Below are 23,927 nucleotides of genomic sequence, written 5' to 3' on the forward strand. Positions count from 1 at the left end.
CTTTGACGTCTCGGGACCCTTCGACAGGGACCGAGCTGCCCTCTCTCACTGCGGCTGTGACGGGCCTGACCCGCTCGGTTCTAATGGGGAATCCGCTCGCGCGGCGTCCTGTTCTTCCGAGTGCTCCCCGGTGATGGCCGGATCGACGCTGTGGAACGAGTCTACCGTGGCCGCACAAGAGGGAATGCGGAGCACGGCGACGGGGTTTCTGGACTCGTGCCAAGATTGACATCCGTGACCGCAGCCGCACCCGAATCCGCTCTGGTTCCCGAATCCGCCCCGACGCGTCGCGTCGCCTGGGCCTCGATGGTGGGAACCTCGCTGGAGTCCTTCGATTTCTACCTGTTCGCCTACTTCTCGGCGTTCTTCGTCGGGCCGCTGTTCTTCGACCCGCTCGGGCAGTTCGGCGCGACCAGCGCCGCGTTCCTGACGATCGCGCTAGCGTTCGTGGTGCGACCGATCGGCGCCGTGATCTTCGGCTACATGGGCGACCGCGTCGGCCGCAGGGCGACCCTGCTGTGGACGGTCGGCATCATGGGTGTCGCGACGGGGCTCATCGGCCTCCTGCCGACCTACGCGCAGGCGGGCTGGCTCGGTGCCGCGCTCCTGATCCTGCTGCGCATCGTGCAGGGCCTGTCACTGGGCGGCGAGTGGGGCGGCTCGATCCTCATCGCGACCGAGAACTCCGGCCCCGTCAAGCGCGCGTTCTACGCCGCGATCCCCCAGCTCGGCTCCCCTGTCGGCTCGATCCTCTCGGCCACCGTGTTCATCGTCCTCACGGCGGTGCTTCCGGCCGAGCAGATCGCGGAGTGGGGATGGCGCATCCCGTTCCTCCTCGCCTTCCCGCTGCTGCTGGTCTCGCTGTACCTGCGCTGGTCGATCTCCGAGACGCCGGTGTTCGAGGGCGTCGTCGCCCAGGGCCGCCGCGACCGCGTCCCCTTCGTGACCATGTTCGCCAAGCGTCCCGGCGCCATGGCGATCGCCATCGGCGCGGCCCTGCTGGGCATCGGGTCGTACTCGCTGATGAACACCTACACCGTCAACTACGGCGTGGAGCAACTGGGCTTCAGCTTCCAGGACCTGCTCATCGCGACCACGATCGGCGGCCTTCTGCAGCTCGTGACCATCCCGCTGTTCGGCGGGTGGGCGGCACGCATCGGCTCAGCGCGCGTCGTGCTCTGGGGCGCACTCGGGACGCTGCTGATCACGTTCCCGATGTACTTCCTGCTCCAGTTCGCGACCTTCCCGATCCTCGTCGCGACGATGCTGATCGGCGGCATCCTTCCGACGATGGCGTGGGCGGCGCTCGGAGGCCTCATGAACGACCTCTTCCCCGACCGCTTCCGCTACTCGGCACTCTCGTTCGCCTACGCGCTGGCCGCGACGATCAGCGGGTTCGTCCCCTACCTCACGCTCACCCTCGGTGAGGCGACGGACTACGCGTGGTGGCACCCCGGTGTGATCCTGGCGATCATGTCGGCCGTCACGCTCGTGTCCGCCTGGCTGGCCACGCGCCGCGCCGTCGAGCCGGAGCTGGCGACCGATCCCGCGAGCGCGACGGCGACCGCGACGGCGAACGCAACGGCCTGATCGGGACGCGTCACGAACGGACGGATGCCGGCTGTCCGGCATCCGTCCGTTCCCGTGTGCAGGAACGCCCGGGCTAGAATCGAGCGACATCCCACACTCAGGCACGCTCACACAGTGCCGCACATATCGCTCGAGGAGTCCCGCCATGACCGACGCTCGCCCCGCACAGGGACCGATTCCGGACAAACCCGTACTGGAGGGCCTCGAGGACAAGTGGGATGCGGCGTGGTCCCGGCAGGGCACCTACCTGTTCGATCGCGCGCGTGCCGCGGAGGTGGGTCGCGAGGGCGTCTACTCGGTGGACACTCCCCCGCCGACCGCGTCGGGGAGTCTTCACATCGGGCACGTCTTCTCGTTCACGCACACCGACCTCAAGGTGCGGTACGAGCGCATGCGCGGCAAGACCGTGTTCTACCCGATGGGCTGGGACGACAACGGCCTGCCCACCGAGCGCCGCGTGCAGAACTACTACGGGGTGCGCTGCGACCCCTCACTCGCGTATGAGTCCGGCTTCACGCCCCCCTTCGAGGGCGGCGACAACAAGTCCAGCCGCGCCGCCGACCAGGTGCCGATCAGCCGCCGGAACTTCATCGAGCTGTGCGAGCGGCTGACCGTCGAAGACGAGAAGCACTTCGAGGCGCTCTTCCGCCAGCTGGGGCTCAGCGTCGACTGGACGCAGACCTACCGCACCATCTCGGACGACACGATCCGCACCAGCCAGCGGGCCTTCCTGCGCAACCTCGAGCGCGGCGAGGCCTACCAGGACCTCGCCCCCACCATGTGGGACATCGACTTCCGCACCGCCATCGCGCAGGCCGAGCTCGAGGAGCGCGACCAGCCGGCGGCGTTCCACCGCGTGGCGTTCCACAAGACCGACGGCTCGGGCGATGTGCACATCGAGACGACCCGCCCGGAGCTGCTGGCCGCGTGCGTCGCGCTCGTCGCGCACCCCGACGACGAGCGCTACCGGCCGCTGTTCGGCACGACCGTTCGCACCCCCCTCTTCGAGGTCGAGGTGCCGGTGCTGGCCCACCCCCTCGCCCAGCCCGACAAGGGCTCGGGCATCGCCATGATCTGCACCTTCGGCGACGTGACCGACATCATCTGGTGGCGCGAGCTGAACCTCCCCAACCGCACCATCCTCGGCCTCGACGGACGCATCGTCCCCGAGGCGCCGGAAGCGATCGAGACGGATGCCGGCGCCGCCGCGTACGCGGAACTCGCCGGCAAGACGGTGTTCAGCGCGAAGAAGCGCGTGGTGGAGCTGCTCCAGGAGTCCGGCGAGCTCGTCGGCGACCCGAAGCCCTTCACCCACGTCGTGAAGTTCTACGAGAAGGGCGATCGCCCGATGGAGATCGTCTCCACTCGTCAGTGGTACATCCGCAACGGCGCCCGCGACGAGGCGCTGCGCGAGAAGCTCATCACGCTCGGGAAGCAGATGTTGTGGCATCCCGATTTCATGCGCGTGCGCTTCGAGAACTGGACCAACGGCCTCACCGGCGACTGGCTCGTCTCGCGCCAGCGGTTCTTCGGCGTGCCGATCCCCGTATGGTACGCGCTCGACGAGAACGGCGAGCGGGACTACGACCGCGTCCTCACTCCCGACCACGCCTCGCTCCCCGTGGACCCGTCGACCGATGTTCCCGCCGGCTACACCGCCGATCAGCGCGGCGTTCCCGGTGGCTTCGAGGGCGAGAACGACATCTTCGACACGTGGGCGACCTCGTCGCTCACGCCGCAGCTCGCCGGCGGCTGGGAGCGCGACCCGGAGCTCTGGAACCTCGTCGCCCCGTTCGACATGCGCCCGCAGGGCCAGGACATCATCCGCACCTGGCTCTTCTCGACGCTGCTGCGCAGCGCCCTCGAGGACGACCGTGCGCCGTGGACGGATGCCGCGATCTCGGGCTTCATCGTGGACCCCGACCGCAAGAAGATGTCGAAGTCCAAGGGCAACGTCGTCACCCCGGCCGACATCCTGTCGCAGCACGGCTCGGACGCGGTCAGGTACTGGGCGGCGTCGAGCCGCCTCGGCACCGACGCGGCGTTCGACCCGCAGAACCCGACACAGGTGAAGATCGGCCGCCGGCTCGCGATCAAGGTGCTCAACGCGGCGAAGTTCGTGCTGTCGTTCCCCGTGCCCGAGGGCGCCCAGGTGACGCACGCGCTGGATGCCTCGATGCTCACGGCGCTGGACGCGGTGGTGCGCGACGCGACCAAGGCGCTGGACGCCTACGACCACGCACGAGCGCTGGAGCTGACGGAGTCGTTCTTCTGGACGTTCTGCGACGACTACCTCGAGCTGGTGAAGGAGCGCGCCTACAACCAGACCGACGTGGGGCAGGCCTCGGCCGCCCTGGCACTGCGCACGGCGCTCTCCACGCTGCTGCGGCTCTTCGCTCCCGTGCTCGCGTTCGCGGCGGAGGAGTCGTGGTCGTGGTTCAACGAGGGCTCGGTGCACAATGCCCAGTGGCCCGAGCCGCTCGGCATCGAGGGCGACCCGGCGGTGCTCCGCATCGTCGGAGAGGCGCTCATCGGCGTCCGTCGTGCGAAGACCGAGGCAAAGGTGTCGCAGAAGGCCCAGGTGTCACATGTCACGATCGGCGCTCCCGCTGACGCCATCGCCGCGCTGCGCCTGGCCGAGGGCGACCTGAAGGCCGTCGGTCGCATCGCCGAGATCCGCTACGACGAAGCCGACGCACTGTCGGTCACCGATATCGAGCTCGCACCGCAGGAGGACTGACATGCAGCTGGGAACCCGCTGGACATCCGGCGACGAACCGCCCCAGGCCGTGCCCGAGGCGCTGCGCCGCGGCATCCGCTCGGTCGATGAGACCATCCCGGCCGACCAGCTCGGTCAGCCGCGTCCGCACTGGACGCTCACCTGGCTCGAAGGCAAGCCGATCGCGGAGCTCGACACCGGCGTGATCGTGACACTCGATGCCGACGGCAAGGCCGTCGCCCGGAACGATCCGGACGACGGCTTCGGCTAGACCGGTTCGAAGAGACCGGGACTCAGTCCTCCGGAGCGTTGTGCGTCGATGCGGAGAGCAGCAGACGCACCGCGACGAGACTCGCGACCAGGGTGACGCCCGCGGCCAGCAGGAACGGCAGCCGCAGATCGATGCGCGCCACCCAGCCGCCGAGCAGGGTCGCGAAGGGGAAGATGCCCCACGTCAGCGTGCGGCTGATGCCCAGCACACGGCCGAACAGGTGCCCGGGCACGATCCGCTGCCGGAGGGCGCCCCACGGCACGTTCCAGGTCGAGACCGCCGCAGCCATGGTGGCGTAGGCGATCGTGGCCGAGATCGCCTCGGGCGCCGCCCACACCCCGGCGAGCCCGATGGCTGCGACGAAGTTGGCCGCGAGCATCACTCGGCCGCGTCCGAACCTGGCGACCAGTGACGCCGCCACCAGCGAGCCCGCGAGGCCGCCCAGCCCGATGCCGGCGGTGACGAGTCCGATGGCGGCCGGCGCGACGTGGTGCACATCGAGGAAGTAGAGGAACACCGGCGCCTGCGCGAACGCGAACGCGCAGCCGACGATCGAGGTGAAGAGGACCATCGAGCGGAGGAAGCGGTGGCTCCAGAGATAGGCGAGCGCTTCTCGTGCCGAGACGTTCGAAGGTGCGGATGCCGCTGCCTCGGGGTCGGCGTCGGTCTCGGTCTCGGCTCCCATGTCGGCCGTAGCGAGAGGCTCACCGGCTGCGACCGCGGCCTCTGCCGTCGATGCGCTGTTCTTCGGCACCGACCGCTCCGACTGCAGCGGCCGGGCGGCCGAGAGCGGCAGCATCACCGCCAGGACGATGGGGATGAGGTAGCCCGCAGCACCGACCCACAGCGGCAGCGCCAGCGAGATGGCGAACAGGACACCGGCGATCGGCGAGGCGATGAAGCTGTCGATCGTGATCTGCGCCGCCTGCAGCCAGCCGTTCGCACGATCCAGTGCAGGGCGCTGCACGACGCTCGGCACGATGGAGTTCGTCGCGTTGTCGAACAGCGTCTCTCCGAGGCCGAACACGAGCACGCCCGCGAACAGCCACCAGATGTCGATCGCCCCCGCGACGGTCAGGGCGGCCAGCCCCACCGCCGCGACTCCCCGGAGCCCATTGGCGATCGCCATGATCCATCGACGGTCGAAGCGGTCGACGATCATGCCGGCGGGCAGTCCGAAGACGAGCCAGGGCAGGAATGCCAGGGCGCCGATGGCCGAGATGGCGAGCGGGTCCCGGGTCAGGGTGGTCGCGACGAGCGGGACGGCGACGCGCCCCAGGCCGTCGGCCAGGTTGCTGAAGGCGGCGGCGGTCCACAGCTTGCCGAAGTCGCGGCCGAGTGGGACCCTGCCCGCCCGCCCGGCCGACGCTCCTGGAGGCTCTGCCGTGCCGAGCCGCTCGCTCATCGCGGGGGCATCCCCAGCGCGGCGAGTGCCTCGGCATCGCGACGTGCGCCGGTGGCGGTGGCTCGAGCGGACATCGCACGGCGCCACTCGGCACCGTGTCGCAGCTCGACGCGTGCGATGACGTAGGCATCGATGGCGGATGCCGTCCGCAGCAGCGTGCGGTCGAATCGTGTGGTGGCAGATGCCACGAACCCGCGTGCCGCGAGCTCGCCTGCCGTGATGGTGCTCATGACTGTGCTCCTAGGTCGGGGAGCGGGAAGACGTCTGCCCGAATGGTGACAGGGCGCACGTTCTCGCCGGTCTGATTGCGGTACTTGTCCACGGCCTCGTCGATCATGGCCATGATCTTGATGGTGAGCTCTTTGCTCTGCTCGGGGGTGAGTCGAGCGGTGGCCGTCGAGATGAGGGTGCCGTCCTGCCACGCCTCGTCTTCGCCTCCGATCCCCCGATTGACGAAGTCGAGCAGCTGCTCGTTGCGGTTGCGCAGGAATTCGTTCATGACGACCTGGGTCGCCGCCCGGCCGGCAGGGGTCGCCATGGCTTCGGGATTGGCGAACGACACACCGCCGACGGGGCGTTCCCACCACCGCTCGCGGCCCGTGCCCCGGTCCGCGGCCTCACGGATGAGGTCCTGCTTGGCGAGCGCGCGGAGGTGGTAGCTCGTCGAGCCGCTGGACTCCCCCAGCCGCTCGGCCAGCGAACTCGCCGTCTGCGGGCCGTACTGGCTCAGGATGTCGTAGATCCTCACGCGCAGGGGGTGGGCCAGCGCTCGGAGCGCACCGGAATCGAGGACCCGGTCTTGGTGCGGACGCTGAGCGTCGGCGCCTGCGGCGTCCGGCTGCTGCGGTGTCTCGTTCTCTGGCATGTCCTCACGATAGCAATGCAAAGGAATCTTTGCAAGGGTTTTTTTGCAAGTAGTTGTTTGCAAACGGATCTCGGCATTCCCCGACCGCGCCACTAGGCTGGTCGCCATGCCGAACGCCAACCCGCTCCTGTCCCCCAGCGCCCTGCCCTACGGAATTCCGGACTACTCCGCGATCCGCCCCGAGCACTATCTGCCCGCGTTCGAGCAGGCGTTCGCGGCGCACACGGCCGAGGTCTCGGCGATCACGCGGGTGCGCTCCATGCCGACATTCGAGAACACCCTGGTCCCGCTCGAAGAGAGTGGGCGACTTCTGGGCGATGTCGCGCGGACGTTCTACACCGTGTCGTCGGCGGATGCGACATCCGAGATCCAGGAGATCGAGGAGCAGCTGGCGCCGCTCATGTCGGCGCACCAGGACTCGATCCAGCTGGACTCCGATCTGTACTGGCGGATCAAGACGATCCACGACCAACTGGACCAGCTCGACCTCACGGCGGAGCAGCGGTATCTCGTGGAGCGCCACTACACCGAGATGTCCCACGCCGGCGCCGGCCTCGACGACGACGCGAAGAAGCGCCTCACCGAGCTGAACCAGCGCTTGTCGACGCTCACCACGCAGTTCGAGAAGAACCTCCTCGCCGATACCAACGACTTGGCGGTCGTGTTCGACGACGCCTCCCAGCTCGACGGGCTCTCGGAGGGCGAGCTGTCCGCGGCCGCGCAGGCCGCCGCCGACCGTGGCCTCGACGGCAAATGGGTCGTCACACTCACGCTGTTCACGGGCCACCCCTACCTGTCGAGTCTGACCGACCGGGAAGCACGCGCACGCCTGCTCGCGGCATCCCGTTCACGCGGCTCTCGCGGCAACGAGCACGACAACCGTGCCACCCTGCTGGAGATCGTGCGCCTGCGGGCCGAGCGAGCGGCGCTGCTGGGGTACGACTCGCACGCCGCCTACATCACGTCGGATGAGACCGCGGGCTCTCCTGCAGCGGTGCACGACCTGCTCCGACAGCTCGCGGTGCCCGCGGCCCGCAATGCGCGCCGTGAGCAGCAGAAGCTGCAGGCGATCATCGACGCCGGGAGCGATCCGTTCCTGCTCGAGGCGCACGACTGGGCGTTCTACACCGAGAAGGTGCGGGCTGCGGAGTACGACCTCGACCGGGCTGCGCTGCGCCCGTGGTTCGAAGCCGAGCGTGTGCTGCAGAACGGCGTGTTCCGCGCCGCGACCGACCTGTACGGCATCACGTTCAGCGAACGCGGCGATCTCGGCGCGTACCACGACGACGCACGCGTCTTCGAGGTGCACAACGCCGACGGATCCACCCTCGGGCTCTACATCCTCGACCTGTACACGCGTGACACGAAGCGCGGCGGCGCCTGGATGAACTCGATCGTTCTGCAGTCGCGCCTGCGCGGGACGCAGCCCATCGTGGTCAACAACCTCAACGTACCGAAGCCCGCCGAGGGGCGACCGACGCTCCTCAGCCTCGACGAGGTCACGACGCTGTTCCACGAATTCGGTCACGCGCTGCACGGCCTGTTCGCGACGGTCACCTACCCGCACTTCGCGGGCACCAACGTGTACCGGGACTTCGTGGAGTTCCCGAGTCAGGTGAACGAGATGTGGATCTACTGGCCCGAGATCCTCGGGTCGTATGCCCGCCACATCGACACCGACGAGCCGCTTCCGAGCGAGATCGTCGAGAAGCTGCATGCCTCCGAGGCGTTCAACCAGGGCTTCGCGACCAGCGAGTACCTGGCGGCGGCGTGGCTCGACCAGGCGTGGCACTCGCTCTCGGTCGACGAGGCGGCGGCCGACCTCGACGTCGCTGCGTTCGAGGCATCCGCTCTCGCCGACATCGGCCTCGACAACCCGGTGGTGCCGACGCGCTACTCGTCGACGTACTTCGCGCACGTCTTCTCGGGCGGCTACAGCGCCGGCTACTACTCGTACATCTGGAGCGAGGTCCTCGACGCCGACACCGTGGAGTGGTTCCGTGAGAACGGCGGCCTCCGCCGCGAGAACGGCGACCGCTTCCGCGATCGACTGCTGGGCGTCGGCGGATCGAAGGATCCGCTCGAGGCGTACCGGGACTTCCGCGGGCGGGATGCAGAGATCCAGCCGCTGCTCGAGCGCCGCGGCCTCGCAGGGTAGGCGCTAGCCACCGCCGGCGTGGGCTATCGCCCATGCCGCCGCTGCCGCGCGCGTCGGCACTCCGAGCTTCGTCCGGGCATTGGCGACGTGCCGGTGCACCGTGTGGACGCTGAGGAAGAGCTCGGCCGCGATCTGCGCATCCGTCTTGCCCTGTGAGATCAGCACGAGCACCTCTCGCTCCCTGGCCGAGATCGGAGAGGCCATCCGGCCCGGCCCCGTCTCCGGCTCCCGCGTGTCGGCCACGAGTCCGCCGGGGAGCTGCGCGTCGGTGACGCCGTCGAAGGCGAGCGCAGGGCGCAGGAAGCCGGCGGCGTCGCCGTGCCACGGGTGATGAGCGGAGCCGTCGAGCACCTCCAGCCGCGCACCGGGGATCGCGGCCGCGGCGGCGGCACCGAGCGCGAGGGGAATGGCCCGATCTCCTCTCCGGTGCAGCACGAGGGCGGGCGTCCGCACGCGAGACGCTGCCGCGCGAGCGTCGAACGAGTACACCGCGCGAAGCCCCGCAGCCGCGGCATCGGCGGTCGCGGTCGATCGCTGGTGGCGGGCGTAGGCGCGGCGCTGCTCCGCCGTGGCGTCCGGGTAGAAGATGTCGGACATCACTCGCGAGCTGACCCCCCAGCTGCGGCGCACCAGCTCGACGAGTGCCGCACGGTCGGCGGGCGAGGCGATCGAGGAGCCGTCGAGGTACGCCCCGGACAGGATGAGACGCCGCACGCGATCCGGATGCCGCGCCGCGAACTCGACCGCGACCGCGCACCCGGACGAGCCCGCGAACAACGTCGCCTCCGGTGCGTCGGCCGCGTCGAGCACCGCCTTCATCGCCGCGACGTGAGGCTCGAGGCTCTCGGGAGTCTCGGGGCGCGACCGTGAGAGCCCGCTTCCGGGCGGGTCCGTCCGGATGACGCGACGATGACGCGCCATCTCCTCCACGAACGCGCGGAAGGGCGCGTACTCCCAATCGCGCTCGAGATGACTCATCCACCATCCCCCGATGAGCAGGGGCGCGCCGGACCCGATCTCCGACCATGCGACGTCGTCGGAGCCCGACCAGACGTAGCTGACGGTGGACACGACATCAGTATGGGCCACGCTCCCGCCCGCCGCGGGCGGGGCGTGGCCGCCGGCGCGCGGCGCCTCGGGCTCGCTCACCGATCGAGCGCTATCCCAGCCGGGCGAGCAGGGCAGTCGCGCGTGGATGCCTCAGGGCGATCCAGGTCGCGTCCGCGCGCGCGACCACACCACCGCTCTCGTCGACCATCGCGGCGGACGTCTCGTACCGCCGACCGTGCTGCTCGCGGGTCCAGCTGTGGAGTACGAGATGCTCCCCGACGCGTGGACGGCGTTCCACGTGGCCCGTGATCGTCCCCAGCAGGCACAGGATGCGCTCTTCCAGCGCGTGCGCCGGGTAGCTCGGGCAGTCGAGCGCAGCCCACACCGCGGGATAGTCGGCGACGCCCGCGTGCGACACGTGCGTGTCGACGCTCCACGGCGCGGCGAGACGCGTGCCACCGGCCAGTGGGCCCGGCGTGACGTGCATGCCGTCCACGCGCTCCGTTCCGCACACGACGCAATCGGCCAGAGCGTGGCGCACGCCGGCCAGCGGGTAGCGGGATCTCGCCGCGAGCGCTTCGTCATAGGTGGGCGCGGCCGGCATGGCCGCATCCACGAGGCGACCCGGGCGCGCCCGCGCGAGAAGTCGCCGCCGGTCGAAAACCAGTCCGCCACCACTCCCGTCACCGACCACCGGCAGCTCGCGGCCGAGAGGGATCGGCCGGTGCAGGACCACGGTGGTCGTCTCCGCGTCGATGTGCTGGGCGATGGAGCCGGCGGCGAAGCCGCCGTTGGCGGAGCGGCGTGGACCGTTCAGCCGGCGATCGATGGCGACGGTGCCGATCTGTTCGGGCGAGGTGGCGAAGTCGGGCGCCGAGAGGGCGTGCGTCGAGGAGGGGTCGAGTTCGAGGGCGGGAAGAGCGAGTGCTGACATGCTCCGAGTAAAGGCGTGGCGGCACCCGCCCCGCCTCGCCCGATCCGGCTATTCGCGCATGGCCCGAAATGGCCAGACCGAGGGAGGCTGATGCCGTCGGAGCTCGTCAGATCAGCTGGAGCTCTCGCGCGAACGCCCGCACACGATCGGCCATCACCGTCGGCACTTCGGCGACGGCGAAGTGTCCGCCCTCGCTCAGCCGCTCGAAGGTGCGCAGGTCACGGTAGAAGCGCCGCGCGAGCGATTCCGGGTAGTCGCCCTCGTGGCGCTGGATGTGGACGGATGCCGGGATCACGACCGGGGGCATCTCGTCGGGCTGGTCTGCCCCCTCGTAGTACGGGCGGAACGAAGAGCCGATGCTCTGCGTCGTCCAGTAGATCATCGCCTCCGTGAGGATGCGGTCGCGCGAGATCCGGCGTTCGACCGCCCGTGGATCCCCCGCGGGCGTGTCGCTCCACTCCACGAGCTTCTCGGCCAGCCAGGCGACGAGCCCCGCCGGAGAGTCGTTCAGCGCGGCCGCCAAGGTGTCGGGTCGCGTCCCCTGCACGTGCCCGTACGCGCCGTTCGCACCACCCCACTGCTCGAGGCGGGCGAAGAACGCCACCTCGTCGGGCGCCGTGAGGTCCGGTCGCTCGACCATCGACGGGAAGTGGGAGTGCGTCACGATGACCCCGGCGATCGCGTCGGGGTACGAGCCGGCGATCAGATCGTTCACGTTGGCCGAGACGTCCTCGCCGTACGTGAGATACCTCTCGTAGCCCAGCACCTCCGTCATGAGGGCGTGCATCGTGGCCGCGAGGCGGACCTCGGTGACCGGCCCGTCGGCATAGACCGACGAATAGGCGAAGCCCGGGAAGCTCGGCACCACCACGTGGAAGTCGGGCAGCAGGTCGGCGAAATCCAGCTGCAGTGCGAACGTGTGCGGCCAGCCGTGCATCACCAGCAGCGCCGGCGCGTCGGCGCGTTCGGAGCGCAGATGCGCGAAGTGGACCGTGCTGTCGCCGACCTCGGCGAGGAACTGGGGATGCCGGTTCAGCCACCGTTCGCGGCTGCGCCAGTCCCAGGTGCGCCAGGTCGCGACGAGTTCCGCAAGGTAGTCGGCGCTCATGCCGGCCCGCGGCCGGCGGGGCGAGTCCGGCAACGGCCGGAAGCGATCGAGACGCTCGCTCAGATCGGCGAGTTCGGAATCGGGCACCTGGATGGAGAAGGGGCGCGGGCTGTTCACACGCCGAAGCTACTCGGCACCTCCGACACGCGCGCGCATCGCCTGCATGGCCCGCTTCGTCCGCGCGAAGGTGGTCCGCCGGCCTCCCGACGGGACCGCGCGGATGGATCAGGCGCTCTTGCGCTTCTCCCGCAGGACGAAGGTCGGCGCTGCGCCCTCTTCCACGGCGGCCCGGGTCACGATGACCTTGTCTACGTCGTCGGTCGAGGGGATGTCGAACATGATCGGGCCGAGAACGTCCTCGAGGATCGCGCGCAGGCCGCGCGCGCCGGTCTTGCGTGCCACGGCCAGATCGGCGATGGCTTCGAGCGCTTCGCGGTCGAACTCGAGCGCCACACCGTCCAGTTCGAACATGCGGTGGTACTGCTTCACGAGCGCGTTCTTCGGCTCGGTGAGGATCTCCATGAGCGCTTCGCGATCGAGCGGAGATACAGACGCCACCACCGGCAGCCGGCCGATGAACTCGGGGATCAGGCCGAACTTGTGCAGGTCTTCGGGCTGCACATCGCCGAACAGATTGAGGTCTTCGTCCTTGCGGTGCAGCGAGGCGCCGAAGCCGACGCCGTGCTTGCCGACGCGTGACGAGATGATGTCTTCCAGCCCGGCGAAGGCGCCGGCCACGATGAACAGCACGTTCGTCGTGTCGATCTGGATGAACTCCTGGTGGGGATGCTTGCGACCGCCTTGCGGCGGCACGGATGCGACGGTGCCCTCGAGGATCTTCAGGAGCGCCTGCTGGACGCCCTCCCCCGACACGTCGCGGGTGATCGACGGGTTCTCGGCCTTGCGGGCGATCTTGTCGACCTCGTCGATGTAGATGATGCCGGTCTCGGCGCGCTTCGTGTCGAAGTCGGCGGCCTGCAGCAGCTTGAGGAGGATGTTCTCGACGTCCTCGCCGACATACCCCGCCTCGGTCAGTGCGGTCGCGTCCGCGACGGCGAACGGGACGTTGAGGCGCTTGGCCAGGGTCTGTGCGAGGTAGGTCTTGCCGCACCCCGTGGGCCCGAGCAGGAGGATGTTGCTCTTCGCGAGCTCGATCTCGTCGGCGCGCTGCTCGGCGGACTGGATCGTGCCGTGTGCGCGCACGCGCTTGTAGTGGTTGTACACCGCGACCGACAGCGCCCGCTTGGCATCGGTCTGACCGACCACGTACTCCTCGAGGAACGCGAAGATCTCGCGCGGCTTGGGAAGATCGAAGTCTGCGACGACGCCCGACGAGGACTCGGCCATGCGCTCTTCGATGATCTCGTTGCAGAGCTCGACGCACTCGTCGCAGATGTAGACGCCCGGCCCAGCGATGAGCTGCTGGACCTGCTTCTGGCTCTTGCCGCAGAAGGAGCACTTGAACAAGTCGGCGCTTTCACCGATGCGTGCCATGCCGCTCCTCCTCGTGACGTCGGGGGCAAGCCCCCCAGCTGTTCTCCGAGCCTAATAGCTGACGCCGACATGCGGCGGCATTGCGACGCACGTTGTGGAATCGGCGGTTTCGCGCTCAGCGGACGCCCCGCCGCCCGGCCGCACGACGACGCCCCGCCGCCCGGAGAATCCGGGCGACGGGGCGTTGAAGAACCGCTGCTGTCGAAGCGACTACTTCGTCAGGGCAGCCTGCTGGCCGCGCTTGCGCGTGGTGAGCACCTGGTCGACGAGGCCGTACACGACGCTCTCCTCGGCGGAGAGGATCTTGTCGCGGTCGATGTCCTTGTTGACCTCTTGCTGCGTCTTGTTGGAGTGCTTCGCGAGCGTCTCTTCGAGCCAGGTCCGCATGCGGAGGATTTCCGCGGCCTGGATCTCGATGTCGGACGCCTGACCGTGCCCGGCCTCGCCGACGGCGGGCTGGTGGATCAGGATGCGGGCGTTCGGCAGCGCGAGGCGCTTGCCGGGCGCACCGGCGGCCAGCAGCACGGCCGCCGCCGACGCCGCCTGACCGAGCACGACCGTCTGGATCTGCGGCGACACGTATTGCATGGTGTCGTAGATCGCCGTCATCGCCGTGAACGAGCCGCCGGGCGAGTTGATGTACATGATGATGTCGCGGTCGGGATCCTGGCTCTCGAGCACCAGGAGCTGGGCCATGACGTCATCCGCCGAGGCGTCGTCGACCTGGACGCCCAGGAAGATGACGCGGTCCTCGAAGAGCTTGTTGTACGGGTCCTGGCGCTTGTAGCCGTAGGCCGTGCGCTCCTCGAACTGCGGCAGGATGTAGCGGCTGCCGGGCATCTGGAGGCCCTGGGGTGCCAGCGGCGCGCCGCCGAAGGTGGGGGTCTGCATTCGGGTTCTCTCTCTTTCGCCTTCGGGTGCCGTCAGCTCGCGGATCCGGCGGTGCCGCCGCCGCCGATGACGTCGAGTGCCGAGTCGCGGATGTGGTCGACGAAGCCGTACTCGAGCGCTTCCGGAGCGGTGAACCAGCGGTCGCGGTCACCATCGGCATTGATCTGCTCGACGGTCTTGCCGGTCTGGGCCGCCGTGATCTCGGCGAGGCGCTTCTTCATGTCGAGGATCAGCTGGGCCTGGGTCTGGATGTCGCTCGAGGTGCCGCCGAAGCCGCCGTGCGGCTGGTGCAGGAGCACGCGCGCGTTCGGCGTGATGTAGCGCTTGCCCTTGGTGCCGGCCGTCAGGAGCAGCTGCCCCATCGATGCCGCCATGCCGATGCCGACCGTGACGATGTCGTTGGGGACGAACTGCATGGTGTCGTAGATCGCCATGCCGGCCGTGATCGACCCGCCGGGCGAGTTGATGTAGAGGTAGATGTCCTTCTCGGAATCCTCGGCGGCGAGAAGCAGGATCTTCGCGCAGATCTCGTTGGCGTTGTCGTCGCGCACCTCCGACCCCAGCCAGATGATGCGGTCCTTCAGCAGCCTGTCGAAGACGCTGGTCGCGACAAGTGGTTCGGCCATGTGTACTCCTGTTTCCTTGGGTCGCCATCGAATCTACCGGCGCGTCACGAGCGACCCGCCCGTGTTCGCCCTGGGCAGATCAGGCGGTGCCGTCGCTCAGCTCATCGGCGTACGCGGCGACCGATCGTGTGTATCGGCTGAGGTGCGGGGCGAGGGTTCGCAGGGCGACGGATGCCGCCTCCCGCTCGCGACCGAGCGACACCAGGGCGAGAGCCAGAAAGGCCGACGCCTCGTCGTGGAGCGGCGAAGCGGGCTCGCGGGACAGCTCCGCCCGCAGCAGCCCGACCGCTTCCTCCGCGCGCCCGAGATTGCGCAATGTGCTCGCGAGCTGGATCACGGCCTGCGGCCGGTGCACGTCGTCCAGCCCTGCGTCGAGGGCTGCGCGATACAGCGGGGCGGCGTCCGCCTCGAGCCCGGCGGCGTCTCGCGCGCCAGCACGCTCGAACAGCGCGACCGGGTCGCCGACCGGCCGCTCGGCCGCGAGGGCGTCGATCCGCTCGACCCTGGATTCGTCGCTCAGCCCGTCATCGTTCCAGACGGCCTCGATACGCGCGGCCCAGTCGTCGTGCACGGTTCCTCCTCGATGAAGAAGGGGACGGATGCCGCGGCATCCGTCCCCCGATCACTGCGGTCGCAGCGATTACTCCTTGTCGGCCGCGGCCTTCTTGGCCGGAGCCTTCTTGGCCGGAGCCTTCTTCGCAGCCGGCTTCTCGGCCGGGGCCGCTTCGGCGTCGGCGTCGGCGTCGGCAGCAGCCTTCTTGGCGGCGGGCTTGCGGGCGGGCGCCTTCTTCGCGGGCGCCGCGGCCTCTTCCGCCTCGATCACGGCGTCTGCGTCGGCTGCGGCATCCGCGATCTCCTCCGCCTCGTCGACGACTGCTGCTTCGTCCGCAGCCTCGTCCTCGGTGGCGACGAAGCCGCTGAGGTCGACCGGGTTGCCGTTGGTGTCGACGACCGTGACCTTGCCGAGCGCGACGGCCAGGGCCTTGTTGCGGGCGACCTCGCCGATCATCGCGGGGAGCTGGTTGCCCTCCTGCAGCGCGTTCACGAACTCCTGCGGAGCCATGCCGTACTGGGCGGCGGACTGCACGAGGTACTGCGTGAGCTCGTCCTGCGACACCTGGACGTTGACCGTCTCGGCGATCTTGTCGAGCAGCATCTGCGTCTTGAACTGCTTCTCGCTCGCCTCGGCGACCTCGGCGCGGTGCACGTCGTCCTCGAGACGGCCTTCACCTTCGAGGTGGTTGTGCACCTCGTCCTCGATGAGCTGCGGCGGAACGGGGATCTCGACCTGCTCCAGCAGCGTCTCGATGAGCTTGTCGCGCGCGGCGGAGCCCTGCGAGAAGGCGCCCTGCTGGCCGACCCGCTCCTTGAGGCTGTCACGCAGCTCGGCGATGGTGTCGAACTCGCTCGCGATCTGAGCGAAGTCGTCGTCGGCCTCGGGAAGCTCGCGCTCCTTGACGGCCTTGACGGTCACCGAGACCTCGGCTTCGTCGCCGGCGTGGTCGCCGCCGACGAGCTTCGAGCGGAACGTGGTGTCCTCACCGGCGGTGAGCGACTCGATGGCCTCGTCGATGCCCTCGAGCAGCTCGCCCGAGCCGACCTCGTACGACACGCCCTCGGCGCGGTCGATCTCGGCGTCGTCGATGGTCGCGACGAGGTCCAGCTCGACGAAGTCACCGGTGGCTGCGGGGCGGTCGACCGTGACGAGCGTGCCGAAACGGGCGCGCAGACGGTCGAGCTCCTCGTCGATCGCGGTCTCGTCGACCTCGATGGCGTCGACCTCGACGGTCGTGCCCTCGAACGAGGGCAGGTCGAACTCGGGGCGCACGTCGACCTCGACGGTGACCTCGAGGTCGCCCGAGAAGTCCTTCTCGTTCGGCCACTCGGTGACCTCGGCCGACGGGCGGCCGAGCACGCGCAGCTCGTGCGACGCGGCGGCCTCACGGTAGAACGTGTCGAGGCCTTCGCTGACGGCGTGCTCCAGCACCGCGACGCGGCCGATGCGCTGGTCGATGATCGGAGCGGGCACCTTGCCCTTGCGGAAGCCGGGGATCTGCACGTCCTGCGCGATGTGCTCATACGCGTGCTTGATCGACGGCTTGAGCTCGTCGGGGCTGACCGTGATGTGCAGCTTCACCCGGGTCGGGCTGAGCTTCTCGACGGTGCTGTTCACCATGCCTGTACTTCTCCTCTATCGGACCGCGCGAGGACGCGGCAGTTGAAGGTCTGGGTTCGGAATTCTGAGGGCCGTGATTGTCGGGGCGACAGGATTTGAACCTGCGGCCTCCCGCTCCCAAAGCGGGCGCTCTACCAAGCTGAGCTACGCCCCGGGCGGGTTCGCACGCGTGCGTGCGCCCTTTCTGCGCTCCGAAAAGCACAGTGGCCCCGAGAAGTCTAGCCGACCCGCCCGGGCCGTACCTGCGCGGGCCTCAGATCGACTCCACCCAGGCGGCTCGCCAGGCGGGCGCCGGGAACGGCTTCGTCCAGTACGCCGTCTCCTTGGCGATTCGACCATCGCGCATCTCGAAGAGGAAGACCGTCTGATATGGGTCGCCGTCGCCGTAATCGAGATCGGCCTCCAGCACCCACAGGTCGCCCTCGCCGTTGAGCTGCCGGGGCGAGATGGTCGGCAGCTGCGGAAACGCTCCGTAGATCGCACGGCGATTGGCGGCGCCGACGATGCGCTCCCCGGATTGCGGCCACTCCATGACCGCGTCGTCATGGAACAGATCGTCCATCCCGCCGATCTCGCCGGCGTTGAGCGTCGCGACGAGCGCTTCGACAACGTGCCTGCCCGTGCGTTCCATCGCAGCGGTCCTTCCCTCAGCCGCGCGTCGGGACTGCGGGTCGGAAATGTTTGACCGCCGCGATGTACTACGATTGGGCGGTGCCCGCTCGCGGGCGCACGGGGATGTAGCTCAATGGTAGAGCCTCAGTCTTCCAAACTGATGGTGCGGGTTCGATTCCCGTCATCCCCTCCACAGGGCCCCCAACGTGCCGCCGAGGCGATACCGCGGGCCTTTCGCGCGGACGCCGTCCGAAACGGTCATCCCGATCCATCGTCCGACCCGCGAATGCCGGCCTGCTGCTCGGCCCCTCGGAGGAAGGGCCGGGGGCGGAACTTCTCAGGATGGCTCAACCACGAGGCCGCGACGGGAGGAAACTCCATCCGGAGGCGGTGCCGGTCCATTCGCCGCTCTGTTTCATCGGGATCGTCGATGATCGTGTCGATCGCCGTCGTCAACCAGTCCGTCAGCACCTCGGCGTTCGGCTCGTCGATCTCGGCGATGATGCCGCGCGCGAGAGGAAGGTAGTGCCGAATGCCGCTGCGCTGCCCGAGACCCATGTCCTTGGCTCGCGAAGCCCTGTAGGCCTCGAGCGCATCGACCAGTCGGCGTCGCTCGGAGCGGCGGATGAGTTCCACGTTCTGCCTGGCCAGCCGATTCGCAGCCGACGACGCCCGCAGTGCCGCCACTGCGAGCACTGTGGCCACTGCAGCCGAGATGAGCGCGACGACGAGGGCGGTCAGCCCCACTCGACTCTGGCCTTCCAGCAGAGTGACCACGACGTCGAGCCGGCAGCTGACGGGATCCAGGCGCTCCTCACAGCCTCCCACGGGGCAACCATACTGTCCGGGTCCAGACGCGCACAGGGCGATGCTGCGGGTGCGGCCGACGGCCGACGGCCGAAGGCCGCCCCGGTGGCGGCCCTTCGTGCTCAGGCGATCCGCGCTATTGCGCCGGCGCCGCAGCGGGCAGACTGACAGCAGCACCGTTCACCACTCGCTCAGGAGGCGTGATGAGCAGCCGGAAGCCGCCACCCGGTCCGCCGCAGCCGCGCAAGCTGCCGCGCCGCCCGGCATCGACCCTCGCCGAGAAGTGGACGCGCATCGACGACGTCGACGTCTTCTATCGCGAGTCGCCGCGGCCGTCCCGCGATCCTCGCGTCATGGCCCACGTGCACGGGTTCGGCCTGTCGGGCCGCTACCTGCTGCCGACGGCCGAGATGCTCGCCGACGATTTCCACACGTACGTCCCCGACCTTCCGGGCTTCGGCCGCAGCGGCAAGCGTCGAGACATGCTCGACATCCCGGACCTCGCGCGCGCCGCGCTCGATTTCCTCGACGATCGCGGCGTGGAGAAGGCCTCGCTCGTCGGCAACTCGATGGGATGCCCTGTCATCATCGAGTTCGCCCACCGGTACCCCGAGCGGATCGACCGCGCCGTGCTCGTCTCCCCCGCCGGAGGACTGTTCAATCAGCCGCTTCGCCGGGCGATGAAGCAGCTCTCGCAGGACGCTCCGCGCGAGCCCGTCCGGATGGCGCGCGTCGCCGTTCCCGACTACGTCCGGTTCGGCGTGCCCAGCACCGTGCGCATGTTCCGCTCGCTCACGCAGTATCCGTCGCTCCAACGACTGCTCGAGATGCGCATCCCGACGCTCGTCGTGCTGGGGCAGCGCGACCCGCTGCTGCCGCACGCGCACCGCGTCGACGAGATCGCCAGCCAGACAGACAGCCATGTGCTCGTCGTGATGCTGGAGGGCGCCGCGCACGCGATCAACTTCAGCCATCCCGGACAGCTGGCGCACGTCATCCGTCAATTCATGGACGATCTGCCGATCGAGAACGACCCGGCCTGGCCGGGGCACGTGCGGCTCTACGAGGTGCACCGGGGCAAGCATCACCCGCCGGCGCGGCCCAGCGAGTGACGCGCGCGCCTTGGCGCCGCGGCCGAGCCCCCGGCTTCAGCCGACGGGGCGGGCCTTGACGTGCTCCTGCACGTGCGCGAGGTAGTGCTGGGCGTTGCGCAGCAGTCCGGCGCGCTCTTCGTCGGTCAGCTCACGACGCACCTTGCCGGGAACGCCGGCGACGAGTGAGCCGTCCGGGATGTCGGATCCCTCGAGCACGACCGCACCGCCGGCGATGAGGCATCCCGAGCCGATCCTGGCGCCGTTGAGCACCACCGCCCCCATGCCGATGAGAGACCCGTCGCCGATCGTGCAGCCGTGCACCACGGCGTTGTGCCCGACCGACACGTTCTCTCCGATCACGACGGGACTGCCGGCGTCGACGTGCACCGACACGTTGTCCTGCAGGTTGCTGTTCGCGCCCACGGTGATCGTGTCGCCGTCGGCGCGGAGCACCGCGTTGTACCAGACGCTCGCACCCGGACCGAGGGTGACTCCCCCGACGATGCGTGCGCCGGCGGCCACGAACGACGTGGGGTGGAGGTCGGGCGTCCTGCCCGCCGCGGCGAGGACGGAGGCTTCAGCTGCGATCGTCATGACCCGACCCTATTCGCGAGCGCCGCCTCGATGGCCTCGGTGTACCAGGGCGCGAGACTGTCGGCGAAGGTCACCGTGAGGTGATCCTGGTCGCGATAGATGTTCGCACCCCCCACCACGGGCGCGCACGTGTCCTCTCCGCAGAACACGTCGGTGAAGTCGAGCAGCGTCACCGCGTCGAGACCGGCTGCCGCGTCCCGCAGCGGATCGTCCTCCACGAGCACATCGGAGCGGGCGCCGTCGCACTCCGACACGTCACGGGTGCGCAGGCACTTGTTCGGGTCGGTCTCCCAGACCGGGTTGTCGACCACCGTGATGACGGGGACGCCCCGATCGGTGACCGTGCTCCACGCCTCGCGGTAGCCGGCGACAGCGGCGTCATGGGCCGAGTCGTACCCGGCCGACGAGTACGGGGTCGTGGCGATGGCCGCGGTGAACACGGCATCGAGGTCGGCATCGTCGATCGCGTTCTGCACACGGTCGCGCCACTCGGTGCACGCCGCGCCGAAGGCGCCGGGCGTCGAGAGCGGTGTCGTGTTCCAGGGGCAGGCGCCCTTGAACCAGGTCACGAGCTGCCAGCCGTTCTCGTCGGCCATGCGCTGGAACGTCGACAGCAGCTGGTACGCGTGGCTGTCGCCCACGAGCGCGACCCTCGGGGCGCCGGGGTCGTCCGATCCGAACGTGCACGACACCGGTCGCGCGTCGGTGAGCTGCACGAAGCATTGCGGATACTCGGGGCGGTCGATGCCGGCGAAGCCCGGCGCGGGCAGGATCTGGCCGCCGAAGTCGGCGTCGGCGCAGGAAGGATCCAGAACGGATGCCGCGCCGAAGCACTCCGGCGGGTTCTGCTGCAGCGTCGCGATATCGCGCGTGCCCTGGTTGTACAGCGGCGCGTTGACGAGCCACGCGGTGCCGGCGACGAGGGCGACGACGATCATCGCGGCGAGCGACGACCACAGCGTGACGCGCGCGGGCCGAGAGGTGAGCACTTTCCAGCCCCGTGCGGGGTCTTCGACGAAGCGCTTGGTGAGCCACGCGAGCACGAAGCACAGCACCAGGAGGGCGACGCGGTGGTAGATGGTGAGACCCCAGAAGGGCACGGACGGCGCGATGACGATCAGCGGCCAATGCCAGAGGTACAGCGAGTACGAGATGTCGCCGACGAACTGCGCCGGGCGGATTGCGAGCAGGCGTGTCGGGTACCACCAGCGGTCCGTGTTGGACGCGGCGATCACCGCCGCCGCGCCCAGCGTGGGCACCGCCGCCATGTACCCGGGGAACGGGGTCTGCCCGTCGAAGGTGAAGGCGGCGTACAGCAGCATCAGGATGCCCGCCCACCCGAGCACGAAGCTGCCGATCGCGTTGCGTACGCGCAGCATCGGCACGAGCGCGACGAGCGCCCCGACGCCGAACTGCCACATCCGGCCGAACGTGACGAAGTAGGCCGGCGCCGGGTTCGTGATGGTGAAGATCACGCAGAACACGAACGACACCACGGCCACGACGCCGAGAGCGGCGATGACGGTGCGGCGCCGCTCGCCGCGGAACCACTTCACGCCGATCCACGCCGCCAGCAGCATGATGAGCGGCCACATCACGTAGAACTGCTCTTCGAGCGACAGTGACCAGTAGTGCTGGACCGTGGTCGGCGAGCCGGCGTGGTTGAGGTAGTCCGCCGAGTTGAGCGCCAGGTACCAGTTCTCTACGTAGAACGTCGACGCCAGGATCTCGCGCACCTCGTTCGGCAGGGCCGAGGTGGGCATCAGGTACGGCGACATCACCACGACCGCGCAGAAGAGCAGGACGAGAAGGGATGCCGGCAGCAGACGCCGTGCGCGCCGGGCCCAGAACTGACCCAGCCTGACGGTGCCGGTGGCGGTGAGCTCGCGCATCAGATGCGCCGTGATGAGGAAGCCCGAGATCACGAAGAAGATGTCGACGCCGATGTAGCCGCCGGTGAGGCGACCCGGCCAGAAGTGGTAGAGCACGACGCAGAGCACGGCGATGGCGCGCAGACCCTGCACGTGCGGGATGAACCGGGACGGCTCGGCGTGTTCGGGCGAGCGGTCGCGGGGCTCGCGGGTCACGGTCTTGGCGGGGGCGCTCAGATGCTGCGGTCCGAGGTCGTGATCGGCGGAAGGCACGAATCGACGTTAGCCGCTGTCGCGCGTCCGGCCCGCACCCGCGGCGCGGATTCGCCGGTTTAGCCCAGCCTTGTCTTGCTTGCGGAATTACTCCCGCTGAGTAGCGTTGCAGTCACTGGAGGGCGATCGCCGAGTTGAGCGACCCTCCGCACGATGGAGGCGACAGATATGACGAACACCCAGACCACCCCCGCAACCGCAGCGAACCCCGACGTCGCCGCCGCGACGGCGCAGTTCCTCACCCCCGTCGTCCTGGGCCTGCAGGCCCTGGCCGTGAACGGAAAGCAGGCGCACTGGAACGTGCGCGGCGCGAACTTCATCGCGATCCACGAGCTCCTCGACTCCGTCGTCGCCCACGCGCAGGACGGCGCCGACCAGGCCGCGGAGCGCATCGTCGCCCTGGGCCTGCCGGTCGATGCCCGCGTCGGCACCGTGGCGCAGAAGACGGCGACGGCCGTGCCCGCCGGCTTCACGCAGTGGGACGCGCTCATCCGCAACGTGATCACCGACATGGACACCGTCATCGCGGACGTCCAGGCGGCGATCGACGGGCTGGACGAGTTCGACCTGACGAGCCAGGACATCGCGATCGGCATCAAGGAGTCCCTCGAGAAGGACCGCTGGTTCCTCTTCGCGCACCTCGCCGAGTGAGCTGATCTCATGACGAAGACCCCCGGAACCCCCGGGGGTCTTCGTCGTCTCACGGATGCTGCAGGAACGCGAGGACCGCGTGCACCCGGCGATGCTCGGTGCCCGACTCCTCCAGCCCGAGCTTCGCGAAGATCGCGCTGATGTTCTTCTCGACCGCGCCGACGCCGATGAAGAGCTGTTGCGCGATGTTGGCGTTGCTGCGTCCTTCGGCCATCAGGGTGAGGACGTCGCGCTCGCGCGGAGTGAGTGTCGCCAGGGGATCCGGCCGCGCCGACAGCAGTCCCTGCACCACGAGCGGATCGAGCACCGTGCCGCGCTCGCGGACGCGGCGGACGGCATCCGTGAACTCGTCGAGCGAGGTGACCCGATCCTTCAGGAGGTACCCCACGCCTCCTTCCCCACAGGCGAGGAGCTCGCGGGCGTACACGCCCTCGACGTACTGACTGAGGACGAGGATGCCGACCTGCGGCAGCGCCGCCCGCACGGCGAGCGCCGCGCGGATGCCCTCGTCACGGAAGCCCGGGGGCAGCCGGACGTCGAGGATCGCGACGTCGGCGCGCGCTTCACGCACCCGCTCGACGACATCCTGCGCATCACCCCATGCCCCCGCGGTCGTGTAACCGGCCTCGCCGAACAGGCGGACGAGCCCCTCGCGCAGCAGGACGGAGTCCTCGAAGAGGACGACCCGCAGCGGTGCGGTGTCGGAGGATGCAGCCATCCCCTCAGGATAGGCATCGG

22 protein-coding genes and 2 tRNA genes are annotated in these 23,927 nt (G+C 69.2%); 7 read left to right on the plus strand and 17 right to left on the minus strand.

Going from position 1 to position 23,927, the window contains the following annotated elements; translation table 11 throughout:
- The first annotated feature begins 234 nt into the window (after positions 1 to 234).
- The 3 genes from B1729_RS01810 (at position 235) to B1729_RS01820 (ending at position 4,580) form a co-directional block, all read left to right on the plus strand.
- The gene (locus B1729_RS01810; protein WP_239525755.1) at positions 235 to 1,590 is read left to right on the plus strand and encodes an MFS transporter; all 1,356 of its coding nucleotides are present in this window, start codon (positions 235 to 237) and stop codon (positions 1,588 to 1,590) included.
- A gap of 145 nt (positions 1,591 to 1,735) precedes the next feature.
- A complete protein-coding gene (gene valS, locus B1729_RS01815; RefSeq protein WP_163630377.1) occupies positions 1,736 to 4,330 on the plus strand; it encodes a valine--tRNA ligase in 2,595 nt (864 codons plus the stop codon).
- Position 4,331: 1 nt separating this feature from the next.
- Positions 4,332 to 4,580, plus strand: a complete 249-nt coding sequence (locus tag B1729_RS01820) for a hypothetical protein (RefSeq protein WP_163617269.1) — start codon at positions 4,332 to 4,334, stop codon at positions 4,578 to 4,580.
- Between the two features lie 22 nt (positions 4,581 to 4,602).
- Here the strand turns inward: B1729_RS01820 and B1729_RS01825 are convergent, their stop codons facing one another.
- Genes B1729_RS01825 through B1729_RS01835 form a run of 3 tightly spaced genes read right to left on the minus strand, consistent with a single transcriptional unit; the run spans position 4,603 to position 6,850 of the window.
- A complete protein-coding gene (locus B1729_RS01825; RefSeq protein WP_163630379.1) occupies positions 4,603 to 5,985 on the minus strand; it encodes an MFS transporter in 1,383 nt (460 codons plus the stop codon).
- A complete protein-coding gene (locus B1729_RS01830; protein WP_163617271.1) occupies positions 5,982 to 6,215 on the minus strand; it encodes a hypothetical protein in 234 nt (77 codons plus the stop codon). Before B1729_RS01830 ends, B1729_RS01825 begins: the two co-directional genes overlap by 4 nt.
- Positions 6,212 to 6,850, minus strand: coding sequence for a helix-turn-helix domain-containing protein (locus B1729_RS01835; RefSeq protein WP_163617272.1), 639 nt, complete (start codon positions 6,848 to 6,850; stop codon positions 6,212 to 6,214). The genes B1729_RS01830 and B1729_RS01835 overlap by 4 nt, the downstream gene beginning before the upstream one ends.
- A gap of 106 nt (positions 6,851 to 6,956) precedes the next feature.
- On the opposite strand from B1729_RS01835, the gene B1729_RS01840 reads away from it, so the two are divergent.
- Positions 6,957 to 9,008: a M3 family metallopeptidase gene (locus tag B1729_RS01840; RefSeq protein ID WP_163630381.1), complete on the plus strand. Its 2,052-nt coding sequence runs from the start codon at positions 6,957 to 6,959 to the stop codon at positions 9,006 to 9,008.
- Positions 9,009 to 9,011: 3 nt separating this feature from the next.
- On the opposite strand, the gene B1729_RS01845 is transcribed toward B1729_RS01840, so the two are convergent.
- The 10 genes from B1729_RS01845 to B1729_RS01890 all read right to left on the minus strand — a co-directional run bounded on the left by B1729_RS01845 (position 9,012) and on the right by B1729_RS01890 (position 17,918).
- Positions 9,012 to 10,079 (minus strand): alpha/beta fold hydrolase, encoded by a 1,068-nt coding sequence (locus tag B1729_RS01845; RefSeq protein WP_163630383.1) that lies wholly within the window; start codon positions 10,077 to 10,079, stop codon positions 9,012 to 9,014.
- A gap of 88 nt (positions 10,080 to 10,167) precedes the next feature.
- Entirely contained in the window at positions 10,168 to 10,992 is an 825-nt protein-coding gene (locus B1729_RS01850) for a hypothetical protein (RefSeq protein WP_163630385.1), read from the minus strand.
- Between the two features lie 106 nt (positions 10,993 to 11,098).
- Positions 11,099 to 12,217 (minus strand): epoxide hydrolase, encoded by a 1,119-nt coding sequence (locus tag B1729_RS01855; RefSeq protein WP_163630387.1) that lies wholly within the window; start codon positions 12,215 to 12,217, stop codon positions 11,099 to 11,101.
- A 108-nt stretch (positions 12,218 to 12,325) separates the two neighbouring features.
- Entirely contained in the window at positions 12,326 to 13,594 is a 1,269-nt protein-coding gene (clpX, locus tag B1729_RS01860) for an ATP-dependent Clp protease ATP-binding subunit ClpX (protein WP_163617277.1), read from the minus strand.
- A gap of 210 nt (positions 13,595 to 13,804) precedes the next feature.
- The gene (locus tag B1729_RS01865; protein ID WP_163617278.1) at positions 13,805 to 14,485 is read right to left on the minus strand and encodes an ATP-dependent Clp protease proteolytic subunit; all 681 of its coding nucleotides are present in this window, start codon (positions 14,483 to 14,485) and stop codon (positions 13,805 to 13,807) included.
- Positions 14,486 to 14,517: 32 nt separating this feature from the next.
- Positions 14,518 to 15,111: an ATP-dependent Clp protease proteolytic subunit gene (locus B1729_RS01870; protein ID WP_163617279.1), complete on the minus strand. Its 594-nt coding sequence runs from the start codon at positions 15,109 to 15,111 to the stop codon at positions 14,518 to 14,520.
- A 79-nt stretch (positions 15,112 to 15,190) separates the two neighbouring features.
- Positions 15,191 to 15,682, minus strand: coding sequence for a tetratricopeptide repeat protein (locus B1729_RS01875; protein ID WP_163617280.1), 492 nt, complete (start codon positions 15,680 to 15,682; stop codon positions 15,191 to 15,193).
- A 69-nt stretch (positions 15,683 to 15,751) separates the two neighbouring features.
- Positions 15,752 to 17,287: a trigger factor gene (gene tig, locus B1729_RS01880; protein ID WP_163630389.1), complete on the minus strand. Its 1,536-nt coding sequence runs from the start codon at positions 17,285 to 17,287 to the stop codon at positions 15,752 to 15,754.
- An 80-nt stretch (positions 17,288 to 17,367) separates the two neighbouring features.
- Positions 17,368 to 17,441 (minus strand) — tRNA-Pro (locus tag B1729_RS01885).
- A 99-nt stretch (positions 17,442 to 17,540) separates the two neighbouring features.
- Positions 17,541 to 17,918 carry a nuclear transport factor 2 family protein gene (locus B1729_RS01890; protein ID WP_163617282.1) on the minus strand — a complete coding sequence of 126 codons (378 nt, stop codon included), beginning with the start codon at positions 17,916 to 17,918 and terminating at the stop codon, positions 17,541 to 17,543.
- 100 nt (positions 17,919 to 18,018) lie between these two features.
- Here B1729_RS01890 and B1729_RS01895 point away from each other — a divergent pair.
- Positions 18,019 to 18,092: transfer RNA gene (locus B1729_RS01895), tRNA-Gly, on the plus strand.
- 65 nt (positions 18,093 to 18,157) lie between these two features.
- Here B1729_RS01895 and B1729_RS01900 read toward each other — a convergent pair.
- Entirely contained in the window at positions 18,158 to 18,727 is a 570-nt protein-coding gene (locus B1729_RS01900; protein ID WP_163617283.1) for a hypothetical protein, read from the minus strand.
- A gap of 182 nt (positions 18,728 to 18,909) precedes the next feature.
- On the opposite strand from B1729_RS01900, the gene B1729_RS01905 reads away from it, so the two are divergent.
- Complete coding sequence (locus B1729_RS01905) at positions 18,910 to 19,818, plus strand: alpha/beta fold hydrolase (protein WP_163617284.1); 909 nt, start codon at positions 18,910 to 18,912, stop codon at positions 19,816 to 19,818.
- A gap of 36 nt (positions 19,819 to 19,854) precedes the next feature.
- On the opposite strand, the gene B1729_RS01910 is transcribed toward B1729_RS01905, so the two are convergent.
- Positions 19,855 to 20,394, minus strand: a complete 540-nt coding sequence (locus tag B1729_RS01910) for a gamma carbonic anhydrase family protein (protein ID WP_163617285.1) — start codon at positions 20,392 to 20,394, stop codon at positions 19,855 to 19,857.
- Positions 20,391 to 22,538 carry an acyltransferase family protein gene (locus tag B1729_RS01915; protein ID WP_163630391.1) on the minus strand — a complete coding sequence of 716 codons (2,148 nt, stop codon included), beginning with the start codon at positions 22,536 to 22,538 and terminating at the stop codon, positions 20,391 to 20,393. The genes B1729_RS01910 and B1729_RS01915 overlap by 4 nt, the downstream gene beginning before the upstream one ends.
- A gap of 168 nt (positions 22,539 to 22,706) precedes the next feature.
- Between B1729_RS01915 and B1729_RS01920 the strand changes: the two genes are divergently transcribed.
- Positions 22,707 to 23,189, plus strand: a complete 483-nt coding sequence (locus B1729_RS01920; protein ID WP_163630393.1) for a DNA starvation/stationary phase protection protein — start codon at positions 22,707 to 22,709, stop codon at positions 23,187 to 23,189.
- A 49-nt stretch (positions 23,190 to 23,238) separates the two neighbouring features.
- Here B1729_RS01920 and B1729_RS01925 read toward each other — a convergent pair whose 3' ends face one another.
- Positions 23,239 to 23,907: a response regulator transcription factor gene (locus tag B1729_RS01925; RefSeq protein WP_163630395.1), complete on the minus strand. Its 669-nt coding sequence runs from the start codon at positions 23,905 to 23,907 to the stop codon at positions 23,239 to 23,241.
- Positions 23,908 to 23,927: the final 20 nt, after the last annotated feature.

Source organism: Microbacterium sp. B35-04, from assembly GCF_010634885.1.
Taxonomy (GTDB): Bacteria; Actinomycetota; Actinomycetes; order Actinomycetales; family Microbacteriaceae; genus Microbacterium.